Origin of the sequence: Algibacter sp., from assembly GCF_039977455.1 — a bacterium.
Lineage (GTDB): Bacteria > Bacteroidota > Bacteroidia > Flavobacteriales > Flavobacteriaceae > Algibacter_B.
This window is the reverse complement of record NZ_JBDWDG010000001.1, coordinates 22,079-46,706: the sequence shown is the minus strand read 5'-3', so window position 1 is coordinate 46,706 and position 24,628 is coordinate 22,079. Positions and strand designations below refer to the sequence as shown.

Sequence of the window (24,628 nt, the reverse complement as noted above, 5' to 3'; positions counted from 1 at the left end):
TTGTTTTTATGTCTATAAAACCAAAAAAAGTATTAAAAATAATTGCTGGAGTAGTCATTTTTTTCACACTTCCAACCCTTCTGCTTTATGGATATATGTACATAACACATAACGAAGATTTACCAATAGGAATTCAAGGCGAGCAAGCCGATGCTTTGGCTAACAAAATGCTAAACGCACTAGATTACCAAGCTTATAAAAACACCAATTATATAGAATGGACCTTTAAAAAAAGACACCATTACGAATGGGATAAAAGCAAGAATATTTGCAACGTGTATTGGAAACAATACAAGGTTGTTTTAAACTTAAACGACACTTCAAAAAGTAAGGTTTACATAAATAATTTTATTAATAAAAGTAATATGGCTCAAGAGCTCATTGAAAAAGCTTTAAGCTATTTTAATAACGATTCGTTTTGGCTAGTCGCTCCATATAAAGTATTCGATAAAGGCGTAGAGCGCAGATTAGTAAACATTAATACTAAAGAAGCCCTATTAGTCACTTATAAATCCGGTGGCTCAACCCCTGGCGATTCTTACTTATGGCTCATGGACAATAATGGCAAACCCACAGCCTTTAAAATGTGGGTATCTATTTTGCCAATAGAAGGGTTAGAAGCCTCTTGGAGCGATTGGACCACAACTGAAACTGGGGCACAATTGCCAACATTTCATAATTTTTTATTTTTCGGTTTAGAAATCGACCATTTAAAAACAACAGAGTAATTTTTTTAAGCAACCTTAAAGCCGTGTACTAACCTATAATCAAAAACCTAACCGAAGGGCTATAAGTCACCGCTTTCTCTACGTCAGACTTTGAACTGTCCTCGAATACCCAACAGAGGTGAAACAGTTAACTTCTTGTTATCAAATTTTTAAGGTAACCGCACTCCCCTCTCCTTTTAATCTCCTGAATTAACCAACTTAAAGGTCATAACTATTTAACAAACAACAAGTCAAACCCACTTCATTTTTAATCCCAAAAAGCGTAACTTCGCAACTTTGCCAATTTATGAGCCAATTCACAGATTTTATAGAAGTAAAAGGAGCACGGGTACACAATCTTAAAAACATTGATGTATCTATTCCACGCGAAAAACTTGTAGTCATAACAGGATTATCAGGTAGCGGAAAATCTTCTTTAGCTTTTGATACCATTTATGCTGAAGGACAGCGTCGTTACATTGAAACCTTCTCTGCTTATGCTAGACAATTTTTAGGGGGGTTGGAACGACCAGACGTCGATAAAATCGATGGTCTTTCACCTGTTATCGCCATAGAGCAAAAAACAACAAGTAAATCGCCACGTTCCACAGTAGGAACTATTACGGAAATTTACGACTTTATGAGACTCCTATTTGCACGTGCTAGTGACGCCTACAGTTACAATACAGGCAACAAAATGGTAAGCTATAGCGACGAGCAAATTAAAGCTCTTATTATTAAAGATTTTAATGGCAAACGCATCAATGTATTATCTCCAGTAGTACGTTCTAGAAAAGGACATTATCGCGAATTATTCGAACAAATAGCCAAACAAGGCTTTGTAAAAGTAAGAACTGATGGCGAGATTCGAGATATTGTAAAAGGTATGAAATTAGATCGTTACAAGAATCATGATATTGAAATTGTAATCGACAGATTAGTAATTAACGATACTGTAGATAACGATAAACGCCTAACAGAAACCATAAACACAGCCATGTATCATGGTGAAGATGTGCTTTTAGTAATCGACCAAGACACTAACGAAACGCGTTATTTTAGTAGAAGTTTAATGTGTCCTACCTCCGGTATCTCCTATCCTAACCCAGAACCCAATAACTTTTCGTTCAATTCACCAAAAGGTGCATGTTCTAATTGTAATGGTATAGGTACGCTGTATCAAATAAATGAATCTAAAATTGTTCCGGACAACACGTTATCCATTAAAGCCGGCGCATTAGCACCTCACGGTCCGCAAAAAAATAGTTGGATTTTTAAACAACTAGAAACCATAGCACAACGTTTTAATTTTAAATTAACCGATCCTTATAAAGAAATTCCTCAAGAAGCCAAACAAATTATTTTATATGGTGGAAATGATAAGTTTTCGGTTGAAAGTAAAACATTAGGTGTTACCCGCGATTATAAAATAGACTTTGAAGGCGTCGCAAATTTTATTGAAAACCAATATAACACCGCCGAATCTAGATCTTTAAAACGTTGGGCAAAAGATTATATGGATAAGGTAGAATGTCCTACTTGCAAAGGCTCTCGCTTAAAAAAAGAATCACTTTACTTCAAAATAAACGACAAAAACATTGCCGAACTAGCTAATACTGATATGGTTGAGCTAGCCGATTGGTTTAGTACCTTAAACGAAACCCTTTCAGAAAAACAATTAAAAATTGGCGAAGAAGTTATAAAGGAAATAAAATCTAGAATTCAGTTTTTATTAGATGTTGGTTTAGATTATTTATCATTAAACCGAAGCTCAAAATCCTTATCAGGTGGCGAAGCGCAACGTATTCGTTTAGCTACTCAAATTGGCTCACAACTTGTGGGCGTCCTTTATATTCTAGATGAGCCAAGTATAGGTTTACATCAGCGCGATAACGAAAAACTTATTAATTCTCTAGTATCACTTAGAGATATAGGAAACTCTGTTATTGTTGTAGAGCATGACAAGGATATGATTGAACGCGCTGACTATGTTATTGATATTGGTCCTAAAGCAGGAAAGTACGGTGGCGAAATAATTAGTATTGGCACCCCAGGGGAACTTAAAACTCATGATACTTTAACAGCCGATTATTTAAACGGAAATAAAGAAATTGAAATCCCCAAAAAACGGAGAAAAGGAAACGGAAATTATATAGAACTAAAAGGCTGTACCGGTAACAACCTAAAAAATGTATCGGTAAAACTACCCTTAGGGAAAATGATTGGTATTACTGGTGTTTCTGGTAGCGGTAAATCCACATTAATTAACGAAACCCTATACCCTATTCTTAACGCCCATTACTTTAATGGCGTAAAAAAACCAATGCCCTATAAAAGCATAAAAGGTTTAGAGCATATAGATAAGGTTATCGATATTAACCAATCGCCTATCGGGAGAACACCGCGAAGTAATCCGGCAACTTACACAGGTACCTTTGGCGAAATTAGAGCTTTATTCGCTAAAATACCAGAAGCGATGATTAGAGGTTATAAAGCAGGTCGTTTTAGTTTTAATGTAAAGGGCGGACGTTGCGAAACTTGTCAAGGTGGTGGTTTACGTGTTATTGAAATGAATTTCCTTCCAGATGTTTATGTAGAATGCGAAACCTGCCAAGGTAAACGTTTTAATCGTGAAACACTTGAGATTCGCTACAAAGGAAAAAACATTAGCGATGTGCTGAATATGACCATGAATGAGGCTGTAGAGTTTTTCGAGCATATTCCTAAAATTCATAAAAAGTTAAAAACCATTAAGGATGTCGGTTTAGGCTATATAACTCTAGGACAACAAAGTACAACCCTTTCTGGAGGCGAAGCGCAACGTATAAAATTAGCAACCGAACTTTCCAAACGCGATACAGGAAACACATTTTACATTTTAGATGAGCCAACCACAGGTTTACATTTTGAAGATATAAGGGTATTAATGTTGGTTTTAAATAAATTGGCAGACAAGGGTAACACCGTACTTATTATAGAACATAATCTTGATGTTATTAAAACCGTAGATCATATTATAGATATTGGTTATGAAGGTGGAAAAGGCGGCGGACAAGTTGTGGTTGAGGGACCCCCTGAAGATATCATAAAACACAAAAAAAGTTACACGGCTAAGTTTCTTAAAAAAGAATTAAATTAGCGAGCCTGAGTTTAGGCAAAAGATAGATACAATAAAATTTCTGTATGTGCAGAAATAAAAAACATACAATGAGAAAAGAAAAACATCACAAAGGTTGGAATGAAATAAAAACAAACGATTCTTGGGCCATTTTTAAAATTATGGGCGAATTTGTTAATGGATTTGAAAAAATGAGCAAAATAGGCCCTTGCGTTTCTATTTTTGGTTCTGCAAGAACTAAGCCTGGTCACAAATACTATAAACTTGCCGAAAATGTAGCTACAAAAATAGTGGAGGCAGGTTACGGCGTTATTACTGGAGGTGGCCCTGGTATTATGGAAGCTGGAAATAAAGGCGCACATTTAGGAGGCGGAACATCAGTTGGGTTAAATATCGATTTGCCTTTCGAGCAGCATGACAATCCTTATATAGACCCTGATAAAAGCTTAGACTTCGATTACTTTTTTGTTAGAAAAGTCATGTTTGTTAAATATTCTCAAGGCTTTGTAGTTATGCCTGGTGGTTTTGGCACTTTAGATGAACTTTTTGAAGCTATAACACTTATTCAAACCAATAAAAGTGAAAGATTCCCAATTATTCTTGTGGGAACAGATTTCTGGGAAGGCCTTATGGATTGGGTAAAAAAGACGCTACTTGATGGGTTTGGAAACATTAGCGAAAAGGATTTAGACCTTATTCATTTGGTGGATACGGCCGATGAGGTTATTACTATTCTAGATGGGTTTTACAAAGAATCTGGTTACAGTCCAAATTTCTAAAAATAAGGTATTAGCTGTTTATTTTTTTATACTACATGAAATATAAATTTACTAATGTTGTCAAGTTTAAAGCCATCATATTTTGTTATCTTGCAGCGCCGTACATGAATCTATTAACCTTAAATGTTATTTAAAATTTGAAAATTAGATATTTTAATTGTTTGATTTTACTGTGTTTTTGCCTCACTGGTTTTGCTCAAAACAAAACGGATATCAAGGCTATTTTTAATATAGAAAATAAACAAATAAAAATATCGCAGTCTATTCAATATCAAAACACCACAGAGGTCGAATTAGACACCATTTACCTTAACGATTGGAATAATAGTTATTCAACAAAAAAAACGCCATTAGCTAATCGTATTGCAGACGAATATAATAACAATTTTCATCTTGCTAAAAATGAAGATAGAGGATTTTCTGTTATCACTTCAATTAAACAAAACGGTAAAGAATTAGAATTTAAGCATCTAATAAATCAAATAGACATTCTTAAGGTAGCTCTAAAAGACCCGCTAAAACCAAACGGTACGTATAATTTAGATTTAGAATATTTGGTAAAAATTCCTAACTCTAAATTTACGGACTACGGAATTACGGAAACGGGAAATGTTAACCTTAGGTACTGGTACATTACACCGGCTGTTTATAACGGAGCATGGCACTATTATAGTAATAAAAATTTAGACGATTTATATATCCCAATTTCAGATGTTAACCTAGAAATAGAATATCCAAATGGTTACACATTAACTTCAGATTTAGATTTAATTAAAACAGAGCAACTGCCTAAAAAACAAATTACTAAACTCGAAGGTTTAAACAGAAATAACAACAGATTATTTTTAACAAAAGGATCTTATTTTAAAACTCTACAAGACGGAAAACTATCTATAATTTCGAACATTAAAGATGAAGAAATTGATATCGTTGAAAAGGTTATAATTAATGAAAAAGTTAAAAATTTTCTATTTGAAATCTTTGGTGAATACCCCCACAAAAAACTACTACTTTCTCAAATTGATTACAATAAAGACCCTATTTACGGCTTAAATTTTCTACCTAGTTTTATAAAAACATACCCTAATCATTTTCAATACGAATTAAAATATTTAAAAATTGCATTACATAATTATTTAGAAAACACACTGCTATTAAACCCTAGAAAGGAACAATGGTTAATTGATGGGATCCAAATTTATTATTTAATGAAGTATGTGGAAAGGCACTACCCAAACATGAAATTTCTGGGGAGTATTGCTAATTTCTGGGGAGTAAGAGCCTTTCATGCTGCCGATATGAGTTTTAATGACAAATATGTATTATCCTATATGCTCATGGCCAGAACGAATCGAGATCAACCATTAACCATGGCTAAAGATTCGTTATTAAAATTCAACAAAAACATAGCCAATAAATACAAAGCAGGCGTCGGACTTAAATACCTTGATGATTTTGTAAATCAAGATATTGTAGAACACAGTATTGAAACTTTTGTTAAAGAGAATAAACTAAAACAAACCACGACTAAAGATTTTGAAACCTTTATAAAATCTAAAACCGACAAAGACATAGATTGGTTTTTTGAGGACTATTTGAGCACTAGAAAAAAAATAGATTTCAAAATAAGTAAAGTAAAAAGAACCGAGGACTCTATTACCTTAACCATTAAAAATAAAGGTAATAACAACATGCCTATTTCTTTATATAGCCTTTATAACGATAGTGTAATTGCCAAACGATGGGTAGAAAACATTAAAGGCTGTAAAACCATTACCATTCCTAGTAAAGAAGTCAACAAATTGGTACTGAACTATAACAACACCATACCAGAATTTAATTTAAGGGACAATTGGAAATCTTTAAAAGGATTCTTTTTTAACAACAAGCCCTTACAATTCCGATTATTTCAAGATATAGAAGATCCCTATTATAATCAAGTGTTTTTTATGCCCATTGTAGAATACAATAATATTTATGATGGTTTTACTGCGGGTGCCAAAATTTATAACAAAACCGTTTTAAGAAAATTATTTAATTACAAAATAGCGCCTCGATATTCCTTTAAATCTAGGTCCTTAACTGGAGCTGCTTCTGCATTTAAAACCCATTACATTCAAAACAAAAACCTATATACCATACACTATGGTATTGCAGCCGGATACAGTTCCTTTGGAGAAGATTTATTTGTTAGACAAATAACACCATCGGTACAATTTCTATTTAGAGAAAATAACGATTTTAGGTCCAACAAACGTCAGGCATTAAGTTTAAGACATGTTAACATTCATAGAGACCAAGACTTAACTAATCCGGCTTCCAATGAACCAAACTACAGTATTTTTAATGTTAGGTATATCAATTCAAACGATAATCTCATTAAATTTAGTAAATGGAATACCGATTTTCAAATTGCCGATAAATTTAGTAAAGTATCCTTTAATTATGAATTTAGACGCCTTTTTGAAAGCAACAGACAATTAAATATAAGAGCCTTTGCAGGTGTTTTTCTTTCAAACAGAACCAATTTAAATTCTAACTATTTTAGTTTTGCATTAGACCGCCCAACAGATTATCTTTTCGATTATAACTACTTAGGACGCTCTGAAGATACAGGTATTTTTAGTCAGCAATATATCGAGGCAGAAGGTGGATTTAAATCTAAACTAGAAACACCATTTGCCAACCAATGGATAACCACATTAAATGCGAGTACAACGCTTTGGAACTATATTCTTGCCTATGGTGATGTAGGATTAGTTAAAAACAAATTTAATAACCCTAAGTTTGTTTATGACTCTGGAATTCGAATAAATTTAGTAACCGATTACTTTGAAGTTTACCTGCCTGTATACTCAAATTTAGGTTGGGAAATGGGGCAGCCACGTTACGATCAAAAAATCCGTATAAAATTTACGGCAGACCCTCAAGCCCTACTTGGCCTGTTTAGAAGACGTTGGTTTTAAATCATTTTAATTATTGAATAACCAGTAAAAGGCTTTTATTGGTTAATAATTATCAATACAAAAGTGATTAAACTATACATTTTTAAAAATTTATCATTATTTTAACAAGGAAATTAATTGCAAAAAAGGTCTATTTTGACTACTTTCGCAGAACTAAAAGCATGAACCTATGCAACCCTTAACCAACTTGGAAAACAATTTATCGTTCGCTGATTTTAAAGCAGAAGTAATAAACGACTATCGTACTGCTATGATAAGTCGGGAATGCAGTTTACTTGGTCGACGAGAGGTATTAACTGGAAAAGCAAAATTTGGAATCTTTGGCGACGGCAAAGAAGTGCCGCAGCTTGCTATGGCCAAAGCTTTTAAAAAAGGCGATTGGCGTTCTGGATATTATAGAGATCAAACCTTTATGATGGCTATTGGCGAGTTAACGCCCGAACAATTTTTTGCTGGTTTATACGCCAATACTAATATTGAGCTAGAACCTATGTCTGCTGGCCGCCAAATGGGCGGACATTTTGTTACCCATAGCCTTAATAATAATGGAAGTTGGAAAGACTTAACAAAACAATATAATTCTAGTGCCGATATCTCTCCTACTGCAGGACAAATGCCGCGTTTATTAGGATTAGCACAAGCCTCAAAAATATTTAGGAAAGTTAAAGGCATAAACGCTTCAAAATTTTCTGTACAAGGAAATGAAGTGGCTTGGGGAACCATCGGTAACGCAAGTACTAGCGAAGGTTTATTTTTTGAAACTATTAATGCCGCAGGGGTTTTACAAGTACCTATGGTAATTAGTGTATGGGATGATGACTATGGCATATCTGTGCATGCCAAACACCAAACAACTAAAGAAAACATATCGGAAATTTTAAAAGGTTTCCAAAGAGAGAAAGGTACTAATGGCTTTGAAATTCTTCGTGTAAAGGGTTGGGATTATGCCAACTTAATAGAAACCTACCAAGAAGCATCGACCATAGCTAGAGAAGAGCATGTTCCCGTTTTAATTCATGTTCAAGAATTAACACAACCACAAGGACATTCTACTTCCGGATCTCATGAACGTTACAAAAATGCTGAACGTTTAGAGTGGGAAGCCAAAAATGATTGTAATGTTAAGCTGCGTAAATGGATTTTAGAAAGCGGTATTGCCACAATCGAAACGCTTATTGAAATTGAAAGAGCAGCCAAAAGAGATGTTAGAGAAGCCAAAAAGAGTGCTTGGAATACGTTTTTAAGACCCATAAAAAAGGAGCAACAAGAATTAATTTCAATACTAAAACAAGTTGAAACCACTAGTATTAACGGTGTTTTTATTTCTAAAATAAAAGATAGCTTAGTAAATATTGACGAGCCAACACGAAAAGATATTTTATCGCATGCTAGAAAAGCATTACGATTTACTATTAGCGAAAGTATACCGGAGAAAAAAGTACTTAGTAATTGGATAAACTCTATTTTCGAGCATGTACAACCTAAATTCAGCTCACATTTATATTCCGAAACACAAGGGTCTAATACCCGAATTAAAGAAATAAAAGCCACTTACGACGATGAGGCTTTACAAGTAGATGGCAGAATTATTCTTCGAGATAATTTTGATGCTATTTTTAGTAATCATCCCGAAGCATTAGTCTTTGGAGAAGATACTGGTAATATTGGCGATGTAAATCAAGGTTTAGAAGGCTTACAAGAAAAATTTGGAGAGCTTCGTATTGCTGACTGTGGTATTCGAGAAGCCACTATTATAGGACAAGGTATAGGTATGGCCTTACGCGGCTTGCGACCAATAGCCGAAATTCAATACCTAGATTACATATTATACGCTTTACAAATAATAAGCGACGATTTAGCTACCGTACATTACCGTACAAAAGGTAAGCAAAAAGCGCCTTTAATAATAAGAACACGTGGCCACCGTCTAGAAGGCATTTGGCATTCTGGTTCCCAAATGGGCGGTATCCTTAATTTGGTTAAAGGTGTCAATTTATTGGTACCTAGAAATATGACTAAAGCCGCCGGTTTTTACAACACCTTATTGCTTGGAGATGATCCTGCTATAGTTGTAGAATGTTTAAATGGCTACAGACTAAAGGAAAAAATGCCAAATAACTTAGGCACGCTTAAAACCCCTATTGGCGTTGTTGAAACTATTAAAGAAGGTACAGATATCACCTTAGTATCCTACGGTTCCACATTGCGTATTGTAGAGCAAACAGCAAAAGATTTATTGGGTATTGGCATCGAAGCAGAAGTTATCGATGTACAATCCCTAATGCCTTTCGATTTAAACCACGACATCATTAAAAGTATCGCAAAAACAAATAGAGTAGTCATTATAGATGAGGATGTTCCTGGTGGCGCTTCAGCATATATTTTAGATAAAATACTAAACGAGCAAAACGCCTTTCAATATTTAGACAGTTCGCCTAAAACCATAACAGCAAAACCACATAGGCCAGCTTATGGAAATGATGGCGATTACTTCTCTAAACCATCGGCCGAGGATATCTTTGAAGGTATTTACGATGTTATGCACGAATTAAACCCGAGCAATTTTCCCAAACTTAGGTAATAGGAAATTAAAATAATATGGGCGCCTGCCGGCAGGTAGGCTACCACAAGGGTGCGAGCTATACACTACAAAGATCTGTATTGAAGCCTGTCTTGAGCGAATTTGAAAGGCTGCTATCCCTAGCGCAAGTATCCGCCAACTTAAGTATACTACAATTATTTATTTTACACCCGCAAACCATTGTAGTTACAATGGTTTTTTTATATTTATAAAATGAGGTGATATTAAAAATATTTGTATCCTGGGAGGTTTTAAAACCTTGTACGTCTAAAAAAAAATGCATTATTAGTATTTTACAACTAACCACTATTTCCTTATTAAATTCACTTTTATAAATGAAAGCTGTACCATTACCAGAAATCAAGAAAGAACTTAATACACTTTCACACAAAGAAACCCAAGAACTATGCTTGCGTTTAGCCCGATTTAAAAAAGAAAACAAAGAGCTCCTTACCTATTTACTTTTCGAATCGCACAACGAAAGTGGCTACATCGAAACCGTAAAAAGCTATATGGACGAGGAATTCGACCTTATAAATACCAACAGTTATTTCTTCATTAGGAAAAGCACTCGTAAAATACTCCGTAACGTTAAAAAATTTATACGCTACTCACAAAAAAAGGAAACCGAAGTAGAACTCCTACTCTATTTCTGCCAAAAACTAAAAGATTTTAAACCCAGCATAAAAGGAAGCACACAACTCCAAAACATGTACAACCGTCAAATACTTCTAGCCAAAAAAAGTATTGCTAAACTGCACGAAGACTTACAGTACGATTTTAACCTGATGTTGGAAGACTTGTAAATTGTTCAAAATTCAACTATTTAAAAACTTGACTTTGTAAAAATTTTCTGCCAACTTCGTTTATCGTCGGATATAAAACATTAAAACGATTTCATATCCGTAAAACGTTTGTGCTTTCTTATTCTCACTCGAACGGAATGAATTAATTATCCTAACTTTCGAGAAATAACTAACCAATAATAAAATTCTTTAGAAAAATTGTACCTGTTGCTATCGGAATCTTAATTGCTTTACAAGTTAATATTCAGAATCAAATATCGAATATTTAAAAAAGATGCACTACAATCTAATAAAAGTCTACTTGCTGAGAAAAGGTTAACAAAGAACCGAGTTAAAAACAAGCATACTCAAAATTAAACTTACAGTCGTTTATTAGATACGATATCTAAGGCTCCTCATCTAGAGCTATTACAAATTGAATAAAAGTAATCTAAAAAGTTGATAATTGTCATACTTATAAAGCAAAACAGGTTTTACTTTTGACATAAAATTAGAATATGCCGGTTTTTTATTCAGTTCTTTCTTTATTACCAATAGTGCTGCTGCTATTAGTAAGTTTGCTAAAAGGCGTTAAAGCAGGTATATATTCAGGGTTTGCAGTAACGATAGCACTTTTCTTTATTTGGGATAGTCAATTAATTGCGTTCCCAGCAGCATTAATTGCTGCATTCATCAATACCATGACTATTTTAATGATTGTTTTTGGAGCATTATTGCTTCATCAAAACATGGAACAAGTTGGTTTTATTACACAGATTAAAAACTCACTAACAACCACACATACTGATAAGAAGTTTCAGTTTTATTTTTTAGCCTTTTTTTTAACAGCGTTTTTTGAAAGCGTTTCGGGTTTTGGCACACCAGGAGCTATAGTTCCTTTACTGTTAATTTCTCTAGGATTCTCTCCCATTACATCTATAGTCGTTGTGTTACTTATTGATGGGCTTTTTGCAATTACTGGTGCAGTAGGTACACCTGTTATTGCTGGCTTTGAGGGTACATTAGATTTATCTGATGATCAAATAAGAAAAATTTATTTCTATGCCTCTTGTTTTATGATCGTTTCGGGTAGTATTATATTATTTTTTATTGAAAACATTCTAAAAAAACAAGGGTATAAAAAAGGTACGCATGGTTGGAAACTATTCTTTTGTATTGCCATTCCTTATGTATGCTTATCGTATTTTCTAAAAGAATTAACAGGCGTAGTAGCCTCAGCAATAATGGGTGTTTTTGCATACTTCTTCCTTTTTACAAATAGAAAATTAGCTTGGAAACCTTGGTTCCCATATGTGATTTTAATTGTCTTACTTTTATTACCAAAAATAATACCACCATTAAAATCTATAGTTTCATTTTCATTACCATTTAATAATATTTTAGAGTCGTCAGTTAGCACATCATTTCAACCTTTTAGGTCTCCTCTTTTCCCTTTTATAATTGCTGCCATTTGCGCTGCATTGTTAGGTAAAAGTTCTAAAACTAATTTAAAACCTGTATTTAATAAAATTGCCACTATATTTATAATACTATTTCCCTCATTAGCTATTACACAACTCATGCTATCTAGTGGTAGCGAAATGCCATCTATGGTATCATCAATGTCTTCTCTATTTACAAAAACTGGAGCTGCTTACCCAATTTTAAGCCCTTTTATTGGTGTTGTTGGCACCTTTATAACAGGTAGTACAACAGTATCAAATATTATTTTTGGTTCAGTTCAATACAACGCAGCAGAAAATCTTTCATTATCTAAAGAAATCATTTTGGCTATGCAACTTAATGGAGGTTCATTAGGCAATGCTATATGCCTCTTTAACATTATTGCTGCAGCAGCTGTTGCTGGTGTAAGTAAATATGTAAGCATATTACAAAAAACTATTTTACCCATTGTAATTGCAACTTTAGCAACCTCTATCTTAGGGATGATTCTTTTAGCTGTTTTATAAAATGAAACCATTAAAACCTTTTAAGATTAAAAAATAGCTATAGCATATTAAGGCAAAAAAACTTGAATAAATAAGAAACCTAAAAAAGGTGAAATGTAGAAATTAGATAAAAACAAAAGGCATTATGTAATTAATTGCCACAATTCTAATAGTGATATTAGGATTTATTCAATCGAAATCTCAACTGATTTTTCATAATAACCTTATTCCTCTCTTTTGTTCTTTCTAATTTATAGGTCTTAATTTAATGTTTTTATTAAAATGCTAACTTAAGACGTGTATAATTAATGCTAACCTCCTACTTAAATAAAAATCATATATTTAAACAACTGATTTTCAAAGACTGAAAACCTTCGGATTCTAAGTCGCACAAATCATACACGAACACGATAAACGAAACTTCGCTATTTCAATACTCCAAACTAGCACCTAAAAACATCAATAAACATTCAATTACAACTTTATCCACTTGCATCTATTGTTTATCATTCTTGAGGTAACAAATTCAATCGTTTTCCATCCCCAAATTAACATATTAACAAAATGCATTCCTTTGTTTGAATGCTGACTTCAATATTTTATCTTTGCAGGCTTAAATAGGACATTGATTTATGAAGATTTCATACAACTGGTTAAAACAATTTTTAAAAACAAATTGGACACCAGAACAAACTAGCGAACTACTTACAGATTTAGGACTTGAAGTTGAAGGTATTGAAACCTACCAATCCGTAAAAGGCGGATTAGAAGGTGTTGTTGTTGGCGAGGTTTTAACCTGTGTTAAGCACCCAAATGCCGACAAACTTAAAGTAACTACGGTTGATGTTGGTGGAGATGCTCCTTTACAAATTGTATGTGGCGCACCTAATGTTGATGCAGGACAAAAAGTGCCTGTAGCCACAATTGGTACGGTTTTATATACTGAAGAAGGCGAATCGTGGACCATTAAAAAAGGTAAAATTCGTGGCGAAGAAAGCCACGGTATGATTTGCGCTGAAGATGAATTAGGTTTAGGAAAATCGCACGACGGTATTCTAGTCTTAGATAACGATATTAAAGTAGGCACCTTAGCTGCCGATCTTTTTGAAATTGAAAACGATCAGGTTTTCGAAATTGGATTAACACCAAACCGTGCCGATGCTATGAGCCACTTAGGAACGGCTCGCGATTTAAAAGCGGGATTGGTTCAAAAAGATATTAACCTAGAATTAATTACACCATCCATTAGTGCGTTTCATGTTGAGAATCGTACCCTAAAAATGGATATCGAAGTAGTCGATAAAGAATTAGCACCACGCTATTGTGGGGTGTCTATATCTGGAATACAAGTGGCCGAGTCTCCTGCTTGGTTGCAACACCGCTTAAAAGCTATTGGAATAACACCTTTAAATAATATTGTAGATGCTACTAATTATGTATTACATGATTTAGGGCAACCTTTACATGCTTTTGATGCTGCAAAAATTTCAGGAAACAAAATAGAGGTTAAAACCTTACCTGCAGGCACAAAATTTGTGACTTTAGATGGTGTAGAACGCGAATTACATGAAGATGATTTAATGATCTGTAACGGCGATAAACCTATGTGTATAGCCGGTGTTTTTGGAGGTTTAGATTCTGGAGTTACCGAGCATACCACTAATATTTTCTTAGAAAGTGCTTATTTTAATCCTGTAAGCATCAGAAAATCTGCTAAACGCCATGGTTTAAATACCGATGCATCTTTTAGGTTTGAGCGTGGTATAGATCCAAATACCTGCGAATACGCCTTAAAACGTGCCGCTTTACTTATTCAAGAAATTGCTGGTGGTGAAATTACGAGTGATATTTTAGATTTCTATCCTAAAAAAATTAAAGATTTTGAAGTGCGTTTAAGCTTTGAAAATGCTGAAAAATTAATTGGAGAAGAGATTCCTAAAGAAACTATAAAACGCATATTAAGCTCTTTAGACATCAAAGTTAATAATGTTACTGAAGCTGGTTTAGGGTTAACTGTTCCTGCTTATAGAAATGATGTTGAAAGAGAAGCCGATGTTATTGAAGAGATCTTGAGAGTTTACGGTTATAATAATATTAAAACAACCGAAAAACTTAATGCATCTATTTCTACAACGTCGCGTTTTGAAGATTATAAAATTCAGAATATTGTTGGAAACCAATTAGCATCACAAGGCTTTTTTGAAATCCTTTCCAACTCGCTTACTACACCAAATTACGTGGCTTTAAGCGAGCAATTAAAGGAAGAACACAACATAACCATCTTGAATCCATTAAGTAACGACTTGTCTGTAATGAGACAATCCTTATTGTTTTCTGGATTAGAAGCGGTATCGTTTAACATCAATAGAAGACGTGGCGATTTAAAATTGTTCGAATTCGGAAAAACCTACCATGGTTATAATGATAAGCGTGAAGAATTCAAGCATGTATCGGTTTTTATAACAGGAGATAAAAACTCAGAAAACTGGACAGACCCTAGTAAAAAGAGCGATTTCTTTTTAATGAAAGGTTACATTATTGCAATTCTAGAACGTTTAGGCATTTCTAGGTTTAACGAATCGCCTATTAAAAGTGATTTGTTTACCGAAGGTTTAACTTTTGGTCTTGGTAAAAATGTTTTGGTAGAATTTGGTTTAATTAAAAAACCAATTTTAAAGCATTTTGATATAACACAAGAGGTTATTTATGCTGATTTTAAATGGGACACTATTTTAAATTTAGTAAAACACAACAAAATTAAGTTTAAAGCCATCTCTAAATATCCTGGGGTACGTCGTGATTTCGCCTTATTGCTAGACGACACTGTAACTTTTGAGTCTATCTACAAAATAGCTAAACAAAGCGAAAAGCAATTGCTTAAGGACGTTAATTTATTTGATGTTTACCAAGGTAAAAACTTACCAAAAGGTAAAAAGAGTTACGCGGTTAGTTTTACTTTACAAGATGAAAATAAAACGCTTAACGACAAGCAAATTGATAAGATTATGAAAAAATTACAAAGTAATTTTGAAAATCAACTTGGTGCTGAGTTGCGCTAAATTTATAATTTAAATAATTTACTAGACCTGTCAAGTTTTTAAAACTGACAGGTCTTTCTTTTTATTCCCTGTTTTTATATTTAAAAATTTTGTATCTTGTAAGGACAACCTTATAAAACAGAGCGCCATGTAAAATAATGTTGAAATATGTATTGGTTATTTGACTATGGTTCATCGTATTGTTTCTGGTTGTTAAAAAGAACACATTGTTCAAAAAGTAAAAGATTATTCCGAAACTGCTCTATTAGTTGATTTCGGTAGTAGTGATGTACTGGATCTGAACAAGCGTTATGATCATAGTGATGAATTTGACCGAGTAACTCTAATTATTAATAAATTGAATGCAGAATTAAAATATTAAACCCCTTAATTGTTTTTTTAAGCTAACACAACCAATAGTTAGAAATTAAATTTGAACCTTTTAAACCTTAAGCTATGTCAAACTATCTAAAAGTATTTTCTGGAAATTTTATTGAAGTTCAACGCACATTCAAGTTACTTGAAGACGTAAATATTTGTGCTATAATAAAAGATGAATCTGAATCTGGTCGATTAGCTGGTTTTGGCCCTTCTATTCCAGGTTTACAAGAAATCCATGTACATAAAGATGAACTTGAAAGAGCAAAACCAATTATTGAAAGCTTAAATTCAACTTCTCAAATAGAGCAAGATAAATAATTGTAACTTACACCTTGGCTATTAGTTACTAACTTGTAGCCATGTCTTAGTTTTTACATGAATTGAAAAAACACAACCCTATGACTGATTCAAATTATATTAAAATTTTTACAGGTGAATTATTAGAAGTACAAAAAATTGTTCCTGAATTAGAAAAACATGATATTATTCCTGTGGTTAAAGAACAAACCGATTCCGGTTTATTACCAATTTTTGGAATGTCTAATAGCACACTTAAACAAATTTTTGTTCATAAAGACGAACATGAAAAAGCACTCACTATTCTTAAAACAATAACTTCCGATTCACAAAATTAATTAAACCGTTACGCCGTACATTTTGTTACGTAACTCTTTAATTTTTTTATCCTGCATATACTCATCAAAAGTAGTATAACGGTCTATAACACCATTAGGCGTTAACTCCACTACTCTATTGGCAACGGTTTGTGCAAACTCATGATCGTGCGTTGTAAATAAAATGGTGCCTTTAAAGTTTTTTAACGAGTTGTTAAATGCCGTAATGCTTTCTAAATCTAGGTGGTTTGTTGGCTCGTCTAATTGTAAAACGTTAGCTCTCATCATCATCATTCTAGATAACATACATCTTACTTTTTCTCCTCCAGATAAAACAGACGATTTTTTAAAGGCTTCCTCGCCACTAAAAATCATTTTCCCAAGGAAACCACGAATATTTACTTCTTCGCGTTCCTCTTCGGTAGTTGCATATTGGCGTAACCAATCAATTAAAGTAAGTTCATTATCAAAAAAGGCGTCATTATCTAATGGTAAATACGATTGTGTAGTGGTAACACCCCACATAAATTTACCAGAATCGGCTTTTTCATAATTATTTAAAATTTGATAAAAGGCTGTAGTCGCTCTAGAGTCTCTAGAAAACACTACTACTTTATCCCCTTTTGCCAAGTTTAAGTCAATATTTTTAAACAACACTTCACCTTCAAGGGAAGCGGTTAGTCCTTCAACATTTAATATTTGATCTCCAGCTTCTCTTTCGCGCTCAAAAATAATAGCAGGATAACGACGACTGGTTCTTCTAATATCAGCTATATTAAGCTTTTCAATCATTTTCTTTCTACTTGTTGCTTGTTTACTTTTTGCAACGTTAGCAGAAAAACGACGAATAAATTCTTCTAATTCCTTCTTCTTTTCTTCAGCTTTCTTATTCTGTTGTGCATGTTGTCTAGCTGCTAATTGCGAAGACTCATACCAGAAGGTATAGTTACCAGAATAGTGATTTATTTTTCCAAAATCAATATCAGAAATATGTGTACAAACGGCATCTAAAAAGTGTCTATCATGCGAAACAACAATCACACAGTTATCATAATTGGCTAAAAAGTTTTCTAACCACGAAATAGTTTCATAATCCAAATCATTGGTAGGCTCATCCATAATTAACACATCAGGATTACCAAATAAAGCCTGTGCTAATAACACACGTACTTTTTGTTTACCATCCAAATCGGCCATTAAAGTATGATGAAACTCTTCTTTAATACCTAAGTTAGATAACATAGCTGCAGCATTACTATCTGCATTCCAACCATCCATTTCTTCAAACTTAACTTGAAGCTCCCCTATTTTTTCGGCATTCTCATCAGAATAATCAGCATATAAAGCATCAATTTCTGTTTTAATTTTAAATAAGGGTTTATTCCCCATTAAAATAGTTTCTAAAACGGTATTCTCATCATATAAATTATGGTTTTGTTCTAAAACCGACATACGCTTTCCGGACTCTAAAGAAACATGACCCGATGTTGGTTCTTGTTTTCCAGATATAATCTTTAAAAATGTAGATTTTCCAGATCCATTAGCGCCAATAATTCCGTAGCAATTACCATTATTAAAAGTGGTATTTACTTCATCAAAAAGGACACGTTTACCGAACTGGACAGAAAGATTTGATACTGATAACATAAAGGACTATTTATTTTTTTGCAAAAGTAGAAAATTACATTGGTAAGACGAAACTTAGTTACCCAAATTTTAAGGCGTTATAGGAGTTTTTGATTCCTAAATATTTAACAACGCATTAACAGGAGTTTATGATTACAAGCTATACTTTTGTTATTACAAATACGCTTTAGGGTTATATGAAGTTTTACTTTACTATTTTATTTATTTCAATCTCATTATTAAGTTGTAAAAAAAACAACGAGGATTCTGCTTTGAATATAGCGTACTTGGGTGGCGAAATAATTAACCCGAATACTAACTATATTGTTTTATCTAAAGATGAGACCATTATTGATACGGTTAAGTTAGATGCCAAAAACAGATTCCTTTATAAAATTGAAAATTTAAACAAGGGCCTTTACACTTTTAGACATGGTGGCGAATATCAATTAATATTATTAGAACCAGAAGACAGCTTACTTTTTAGACTTAATACTTTAGATTTTGATGAATCGTTGGTGTATAGCGGTATAGGCGACGATAAAAACAATTACTTTATTAATGAATATATTGAAAACGAAAAGGAAGAAAAATATATCATTAAAATTTGCCAACTTAACGGTGAAGACTTCCAAAAAAAGGCCGATTCTTTAAGAGATTTTAAAGCAAAAAGATTGGACCATTTTGTGGAAAAAAATGATCCTTCAGAGTTATTTTTAAAAATAGCTCAAGCCAATATCGATTACAAATATTACTTAAGTAAAGAGGTGTATCCTTTTGTACATGTTGGACAAAACAAAGCCGCTATATTAAAATCGTTACCTAATAATTTTTATAGCTACAGAAAAGAAATTAATTACAATGACACTTTTTTAAGTAACCACCACGGTTACAATAAATTTTTACGTTATAATTTAAGTAACTTATCGCTTAAAACCCACGACAAGCACGAAAAGAATGCCTGTTTTGATAAAAAATCATTGTGTTTTAATTTAGATAGGCTTAAACTAATTGATAGTTTAATTTTAAATCCGGAGGTTAAAGACGATTTACTTTATCATTTTACAATTGGTTACTTAGCTAAAAGTAAAAATATAGAACATAATAAGGAACTATTAAAAACCTATTTAAGTATAAGTAAAAGCGAAAAAGGTAAAGAGCGCATGCTACGTTTTACTAGCTCGGTTAATAACCTTAGGAATGGCGATAAGTTACCAAATATCAAAATTTTTAGTTACGACGAGAGTGAATATCGACTTAACTCAAAAGTATATGCACCTACCGTATTATGCTTTTGGTCATCCAAATATTTTGATCATTTTAAGGAAAGTCATTATAAAATTAAAGAACTAAAAGTTAAATATCCTGAGGTTAATTTTATTTCCATAAATATGGATGGAAGACACATAGAAAAGTCTAAAAAACTACTTAAAAGCAATGGGTTTTATAGCAAAAACGAATACCTATTTAAAAGTCCTGAGGTAGCATCAAATGTTTTAGCTATTTACCCAATGACTAAAACCATATTGGTTGATAAAAACAATAAAATTGTAAACAGCAACACTAATATGTTCTCTGTTAATTTTGAAGAACAATTGCTTGGTTTAATTAATAGGTAATTAAAACCTATAGAACTACAGTTTATAATGGTTCATGAGCATTTTCTCATATACCTTATCGGGTAGAATACGTTTTAAGACAATAGAAAACTTCTGCAAAAACTCCCCTACTTTATAATGCACTTTCGGGTTAGGATTAGTAATAATCTTATAAATCGCTTTAGCCATAATATCAGGATCACTGCCATTATCAACATGCGTATTCATTAAGTTTAAAGTATCTCCATAAGGTTTTTTGTATGGCGAAGTTTCAAGTAATGGCGCGTGGTATCTACCAGCGGCAATATTGGTAGCAAAATCTCCTGGTGCTACATTGGTCATTTGTATATTAAAATCCTTTATCTCCATTCTAAAAGCTTCGGTTAAAAGCTCTAAAGCCCCTTTACTGGCACTATAAATACCACGATATGGTAACCCCATATAACCCGCAATTGAAGTCACATTAACAATTAACCCCGAATTTTGTTTACGCATTTGTGGTAGCACCGCTTTTATTACACGTATAGGACCGAAAAAATTGGTTTCAAAATTATTTTTAATTTCTTCATCAGGGGTTTCTTCAATAGGCCCTGTAATTCCCGCTCCAGCATTATTAATAACAATGTCTAGTCTGCCTTCTTTTTCAATAATAGTGCGAACCGTTTCAGAAATGCTTAAGTTCTCTTTAACATCTAAGGCTAGAATAGGAAATTTACTGTCCTTATATTTCTCTGGACTTCTACTTGTGCCATACACTATAAAATCTTTACCAATTAAAAATTCACCTATAGATTTTCCAATACCAGAAGAACCACCTGTTATTAATACGACTTTAGACATAAAAACTTTTATTTAATGCTTTAAAAATACAATAATACTCATAAGGTTGAACCCTTGCAAGAATGTTCCTTAAACTAAAAAATCCTGATTCGCCTAAGCTTTCAAGATTTGAGTTTATTGTACAAAAAAAGGCAAGCTACCTACATCACACCGCTACGACCATTTACCTTTGCTTCGTTCCCGACCTGGAGGATTCAACAGGAGCTGGTTGTGTAGGACTTGCCGGTTGCAAAGATACAAACTTTTAAAAATTTCACAATGATTTTTTAAACCGATTTTAAATAAATATCTTGCTATAAATTATATTTCGAAAATGAAAACATTCAACCTTCTCACTATCATATTTTTAAGCCTATTATTAATTGCTTGCGGATCTAATTCTGCCCATAAAAAAAGTGATTTTTCTATAAAAACTAATGCTGAAAAAGGAAATATTGCCAATAATAGCACCTTAAAATTATCTCTTGAGAACAAAAAAGCGCTTACTATCGACTCGGTTGCCTATTATTTAGATGGAAAACGAATTAATGAAAATTCTGATTTAATAGATTTTAAACTAGGAAAGCACAGCCTTGAAGCTACGGTTTATATTGAAGGTGAAAAACAAACAACCACATCGGCGGTTACAATTTTAAATAGCGAATTACCAAAAGTGTATACCTATAAAATAATTAATGAATATCCTCACGACATTACATCTTACACTCAAGGTTTGGAATTTCATAATGACACCTTATATGAAAGTACTGGACAGCATAAAGAATCGAAACTTAGAAAGCTAGATTATAAAACAGGAAAAGTTATTAAAAATATTGATTTAGCCGATGAGTATTTTGGGGAAGGTTTAACCATATTAAACAACAAAGTATACCAATTAACGTGGCAAAAAGGTACAGGCTTTGTTTACGATGTAAATACCTTTGAAAAACTAAGCAGTTTTAAGTATGGTAATAGTAAAGAAGGTTGGGGTTTATGTAATTATAACAATACCATTTATAAAAGTGATGGCACAGAAAAAATATGGTTGTTAGACTCTGAAACTTTGGCTGAGCAAGAATATATTCAAGTTTATACGAATAAGGGTAAAATTGTAGGTATTAATGAAATGGAATGGATCGAAGGAAAAATTTATGCCAACCGTTACCAAAAAGATGGTGTAGCCATTATTAATCCTAAAAATGGAGCTGTAATTGGTGTTGTAGATTTTAAACCATTAAAAAAATTAGTTACTCAACATGCTGGTTTAGATGTTTTAAACGGCATTGCTTACAACCCAAAGACAAAAACTATTTTTGTTACAGGCAAACGTTGGGATAAATTGTTCGAGGTTGAAATTTTAGAGAAATAGGGAGTTAACATTTGGCTATGCCACGTTTTTATGCGCTTTAGCTCTTGTTGGCTGTAGTTAGTTATTAATTTTTTTAATATGTTTCAATACACGCATAGCCCTCAAAGTATTCCATCTGCTAGGTTTACCTGCTTGTTCCATTATCAAATGTACCTTACCCGGATACGCAGCTTGCATACTCCAGGTCCCATCATTATTCCTTTTTTTAAGCAGGACTCCAATCGCTTCATTCATTCTGTCATCCCATTTTCTTCTAGTGGATTGGAAATAGTCTAATGCCCGTAAAATGTCGTACTTCCACCTACATGGATAAGATAATTTCAAAAAGTCTTTGGAAATGATTTCTCCTGTGCGGTCAGACAGGAATAATCTATGAATCAGTATGAATTCTTCCGCACTTTTAATGGCTCTTGAGATGTCACCTTTTTTATAAGAAAAACCTGCTTTTTGAAATTCAAACAATCCTTCAAGAACGGAAATCGTTGAATGCAACGAACTATGACTTGCCCCACATCTTGTTGTCCGGCAATTAAATCCTCCATCAGGCATTATTTCATTGAGGAGGCAATCAACAATTGACCGCAATCTTTTTTCAGAGGTTTGGAAATAAGATGCATAGTTTAAAAACATTCCGTTTACACAAACATCACTATGTTGAGATGTTGATGGTCCGAGTTGAATTCCACCATCTTCAGATTTCGAGGTATTCAACACTTGCTCTATAGATTCTTTCACAAGTATGTTGTTGGGATTCAGATTTAAGTTGCGAAGATCAAGAAGTGAATAGTGGGTTGAAATCCATTTAGGCTGATAAAACCTGTCACCCCAATGTCCATCTGGTTTTCTTAAGGATAAGAATTGTTTTCCCCAACCTTCATTTGAAATTCTGTCTTGTATTTCCATTCTGTCAGTTCCCAACAAATCACGGTAAACTTGGTATTGTATTGAAACATCACCTTTAAGCAACCATTTTATGAGCTGTTCTTCGTTCATTTCTAATTTACCGCCAACGTCCGCGTACATGATGTAGAAACATCCCGCATGCTGTTACGATACTATCCACTTTGTTAGCACTTGACTTTTTTTAATTCTGTATCTATTTTCTTAATTATTTTTACCCAATATTCTTTCATTTTTGACCGCTGTTCGGCATTCAATAATTTCTCTTGATGAATAGCAATGGTCGTTTTTTCCTGTTTCTCTATTACCCGGAGCTGGACAGTTGACATATTCGGCCAATCTTTAAGTTTCCAGTTCAGTCGGATATGTGATTTTGGTTTAAAAACACGTACAAAGCCCGTAATTCCTTTTTTAGTTTCAAATTCTTTTTTGAATTCCAATTCATGTTTCAATTTGCCGAGCCAAATCTCTACCCCCTTATCTGAAAAAAGGAAATTCCATACCAATTCAGCGGATATTGAAACTGTCTTTCTTATTCCAAACTGAATCCCAACATCTTTAGTTTGTCCGACTTGCTTTTTCATTAATTAATATGCGCTTTACATCCAATGGTTTTGTATATGGATCGTTGTGGAAAATATCATTTTTTTTTTTTGCCATAACCGAAAGATAGTAAATTACAATGAATTTCGACTACGGAATTCAGTCGCAATGTTCTATACATATTGTTGCCAATTGACTTAAACTTAATTCTCTTTAAAGTAACTTCTAAGTATTAATTCCATGCCCCAACGCAACAATTCTTTGAATTCCTCATTATTTAATCCAGACACATCTTTAGATACTATTAAGGGCTCGATTCCCATTAAAATGGTAAGAAGATTTACCAATTTATCCTTTTCTTTCTTTGACATTTTAGCTTGCTTGAGTGCTAATTGTAAGGTCTTATTTCTGCGCGCACCACGTTTTTTTTCAGAAACAGACATCAAATTTGCACTTAAAAATTTCCGAAATGCGTTTTCATGCTTAAGGGCATGATCGTTATAATAATTTTGAATACCAAAAATCATTTCCTTTAGAGAATTATCTTTGAATTCTTCCATTATATCTTCAGAACTTTTTGTTCCAAGATCAATGCCAACTTCATAGGAAAGTATTTCTACATTTGAATAATATCTATAAATTGTTGCCCTGGAAATACCTGACTTTGATGCCACATCTTCAAGGGTGAACGCTATCCCTTCTTTCGCTAGTTGTTTTGCACTATTTAATATTTTACCTCTTGTTTCAAGCTTTTGCTTAACTCTGCCGGTTTTAACATATTTATCATTCATGAGACAAATATCTCATAAATTTTGGAAATTTAAAAATATATTAATAGATTTGTGAGACTAAAAT

General features: G+C 33.1%; 17 protein-coding genes and 1 other RNA gene. 12 read left to right on the top strand and 6 right to left on the bottom strand.

Going from position 1 to position 24,628, the window contains the following annotated elements:
- Positions 1-8: 8 nt before the first annotated feature.
- The 10 genes from ABJM36_RS00165 (at position 9) to ABJM36_RS00120 (ending at position 16,939) form a co-directional block, all read left to right on the top strand.
- Positions 9-728 carry a hypothetical protein gene (locus ABJM36_RS00165; RefSeq protein WP_348447926.1) on the top strand — a complete coding sequence of 240 codons (720 nt, stop codon included), beginning with the start codon at positions 9-11 and terminating at the stop codon, positions 726-728.
- Between the two features lie 286 nt (positions 729-1,014).
- Positions 1,015-3,846, top strand: coding sequence for an excinuclease ABC subunit UvrA (uvrA, locus tag ABJM36_RS00160; RefSeq protein WP_348447923.1), 2,832 nt, complete (start codon positions 1,015-1,017; stop codon positions 3,844-3,846).
- A 68-nt stretch (positions 3,847-3,914) separates the two neighbouring features.
- Positions 3,915-4,604 carry a TIGR00730 family Rossman fold protein gene (locus ABJM36_RS00155; protein ID WP_348447921.1) on the top strand — a complete coding sequence of 230 codons (690 nt, stop codon included), beginning with the start codon at positions 3,915-3,917 and terminating at the stop codon, positions 4,602-4,604.
- A gap of 137 nt (positions 4,605-4,741) precedes the next feature.
- Positions 4,742-7,570 carry a metalloprotease gene (locus tag ABJM36_RS00150; protein WP_348447919.1) on the top strand — a complete coding sequence of 943 codons (2,829 nt, stop codon included), beginning with the start codon at positions 4,742-4,744 and terminating at the stop codon, positions 7,568-7,570.
- A 169-nt stretch (positions 7,571-7,739) separates the two neighbouring features.
- The gene (locus ABJM36_RS00145; RefSeq protein WP_348447917.1) at positions 7,740-10,151 is read left to right on the top strand and encodes a thiamine pyrophosphate-dependent enzyme; all 2,412 of its coding nucleotides are present in this window, start codon (positions 7,740-7,742) and stop codon (positions 10,149-10,151) included.
- Between the two features lie 335 nt (positions 10,152-10,486).
- Complete coding sequence (locus ABJM36_RS00140) at positions 10,487-10,957, top strand: hypothetical protein (RefSeq protein ID WP_348447915.1); 471 nt, start codon at positions 10,487-10,489, stop codon at positions 10,955-10,957.
- A 497-nt stretch (positions 10,958-11,454) separates the two neighbouring features.
- Positions 11,455-12,906, top strand: coding sequence for an L-lactate permease (locus ABJM36_RS00135; RefSeq protein ID WP_348447913.1), 1,452 nt, complete (start codon positions 11,455-11,457; stop codon positions 12,904-12,906).
- 611 nt (positions 12,907-13,517) lie between these two features.
- Positions 13,518-15,944, top strand: coding sequence for a phenylalanine--tRNA ligase subunit beta (gene pheT / locus ABJM36_RS00130; protein ID WP_348447911.1), 2,427 nt, complete (start codon positions 13,518-13,520; stop codon positions 15,942-15,944).
- Positions 15,945-16,379: 435 nt separating this feature from the next.
- Positions 16,380-16,622, top strand: coding sequence for a DUF2007 domain-containing protein (locus ABJM36_RS00125; RefSeq protein ID WP_348447909.1), 243 nt, complete (start codon positions 16,380-16,382; stop codon positions 16,620-16,622).
- A gap of 80 nt (positions 16,623-16,702) precedes the next feature.
- Positions 16,703-16,939 (top strand): DUF2007 domain-containing protein, encoded by a 237-nt coding sequence (locus tag ABJM36_RS00120; RefSeq protein WP_348447907.1) that lies wholly within the window; start codon positions 16,703-16,705, stop codon positions 16,937-16,939.
- Here the strand turns inward: ABJM36_RS00120 and ABJM36_RS00115 are convergent, their stop codons facing one another.
- Positions 16,940-18,565, bottom strand: coding sequence for an ABC-F family ATP-binding cassette domain-containing protein (locus tag ABJM36_RS00115; protein ID WP_348447905.1), 1,626 nt, complete (start codon positions 18,563-18,565; stop codon positions 16,940-16,942).
- A gap of 176 nt (positions 18,566-18,741) precedes the next feature.
- Here ABJM36_RS00115 and ABJM36_RS00110 point away from each other — a divergent pair, with 176 nt between their 5' ends.
- Positions 18,742-20,163, top strand: a complete 1,422-nt coding sequence (locus ABJM36_RS00110; RefSeq protein ID WP_348447903.1) for a hypothetical protein — start codon at positions 18,742-18,744, stop codon at positions 20,161-20,163.
- A gap of 15 nt (positions 20,164-20,178) precedes the next feature.
- Here ABJM36_RS00110 and ABJM36_RS00105 read toward each other — a convergent pair whose 3' ends face one another.
- Positions 20,179-20,982 (bottom strand): SDR family oxidoreductase, encoded by an 804-nt coding sequence (locus ABJM36_RS00105; RefSeq protein WP_348447901.1) that lies wholly within the window; start codon positions 20,980-20,982, stop codon positions 20,179-20,181.
- A 126-nt stretch (positions 20,983-21,108) separates the two neighbouring features.
- An RNA gene (gene ffs / locus ABJM36_RS00100) (signal recognition particle sRNA small type) lies at positions 21,109-21,207 on the bottom strand.
- A gap of 88 nt (positions 21,208-21,295) precedes the next feature.
- Here ffs and ABJM36_RS00095 point away from each other — a divergent pair.
- Positions 21,296-22,330 carry a glutaminyl-peptide cyclotransferase gene (locus tag ABJM36_RS00095; RefSeq protein ID WP_348447899.1) on the top strand — a complete coding sequence of 345 codons (1,035 nt, stop codon included), beginning with the start codon at positions 21,296-21,298 and terminating at the stop codon, positions 22,328-22,330.
- 57 nt (positions 22,331-22,387) lie between these two features.
- Here ABJM36_RS00095 and ABJM36_RS00090 read toward each other — a convergent pair whose 3' ends face one another.
- From ABJM36_RS00090 to ABJM36_RS00080, 3 genes are all read right to left on the bottom strand, one after another.
- Entirely contained in the window at positions 22,388-23,323 is a 936-nt protein-coding gene (locus ABJM36_RS00090; protein WP_348447897.1) for a hypothetical protein, read from the bottom strand.
- Between the two features lie 74 nt (positions 23,324-23,397).
- Entirely contained in the window at positions 23,398-23,814 is a 417-nt protein-coding gene (locus tag ABJM36_RS00085; protein ID WP_348447895.1) for an SRPBCC domain-containing protein, read from the bottom strand.
- 162 nt (positions 23,815-23,976) lie between these two features.
- A complete protein-coding gene (locus ABJM36_RS00080) occupies positions 23,977-24,564 on the bottom strand; it encodes a TetR/AcrR family transcriptional regulator (protein ID WP_348447893.1) in 588 nt (195 codons plus the stop codon).
- Positions 24,565-24,628 lie beyond the last annotated feature (64 nt).

Bases quoted from the DNA above. Each gene is read 5' to 3' on its own strand.
- ABJM36_RS00165 (WP_348447926.1), top strand. From the start codon at position 9: ATGTCTATAAAACCAAAAAAAGTATTAAAAATAATTGCTGGAGTAGTC.
- uvrA (WP_348447923.1), top strand. From the start codon at position 1,015: ATGAGCCAATTCACAGATTTTATAGAAGTAAAAGGAGCACGGGTACAC.
- ABJM36_RS00155 (WP_348447921.1), top strand. From the start codon at position 3,915: ATGAGAAAAGAAAAACATCACAAAGGTTGGAATGAAATAAAAACAAAC.
- ABJM36_RS00145 (WP_348447917.1), top strand. From the start codon at position 7,740: ATGCAACCCTTAACCAACTTGGAAAACAATTTATCGTTCGCTGATTTT.
- ABJM36_RS00140 (WP_348447915.1), top strand. From the start codon at position 10,487: ATGAAAGCTGTACCATTACCAGAAATCAAGAAAGAACTTAATACACTT.
- ABJM36_RS00135 (WP_348447913.1), top strand. From the start codon at position 11,455: ATGCCGGTTTTTTATTCAGTTCTTTCTTTATTACCAATAGTGCTGCTG.
- pheT (WP_348447911.1), top strand. From the start codon at position 13,518: ATGAAGATTTCATACAACTGGTTAAAACAATTTTTAAAAACAAATTGG.
- ABJM36_RS00125 (WP_348447909.1), top strand. From the start codon at position 16,380: ATGTCAAACTATCTAAAAGTATTTTCTGGAAATTTTATTGAAGTTCAA.
- ABJM36_RS00120 (WP_348447907.1), top strand. From the start codon at position 16,703: ATGACTGATTCAAATTATATTAAAATTTTTACAGGTGAATTATTAGAA.
- ABJM36_RS00115 (WP_348447905.1), bottom strand. From the start codon at position 18,565: ATGTTATCAGTATCAAATCTTTCTGTCCAGTTCGGTAAACGTGTCCTT.
- ABJM36_RS00110 (WP_348447903.1), top strand. From the start codon at position 18,742: ATGAAGTTTTACTTTACTATTTTATTTATTTCAATCTCATTATTAAGT.
- ABJM36_RS00105 (WP_348447901.1), bottom strand. From the start codon at position 20,982: ATGTCTAAAGTCGTATTAATAACAGGTGGTTCTTCTGGTATTGGAAAA.
- ABJM36_RS00095 (WP_348447899.1), top strand. From the start codon at position 21,296: ATGAAAACATTCAACCTTCTCACTATCATATTTTTAAGCCTATTATTA.
- ABJM36_RS00090 (WP_348447897.1), bottom strand. From the start codon at position 23,323: ATGAACGAAGAACAGCTCATAAAATGGTTGCTTAAAGGTGATGTTTCA.
- ABJM36_RS00085 (WP_348447895.1), bottom strand. From the start codon at position 23,814: ATGAAAAAGCAAGTCGGACAAACTAAAGATGTTGGGATTCAGTTTGGA.
- ABJM36_RS00080 (WP_348447893.1), bottom strand. From the start codon at position 24,564: ATGAATGATAAATATGTTAAAACCGGCAGAGTTAAGCAAAAGCTTGAA.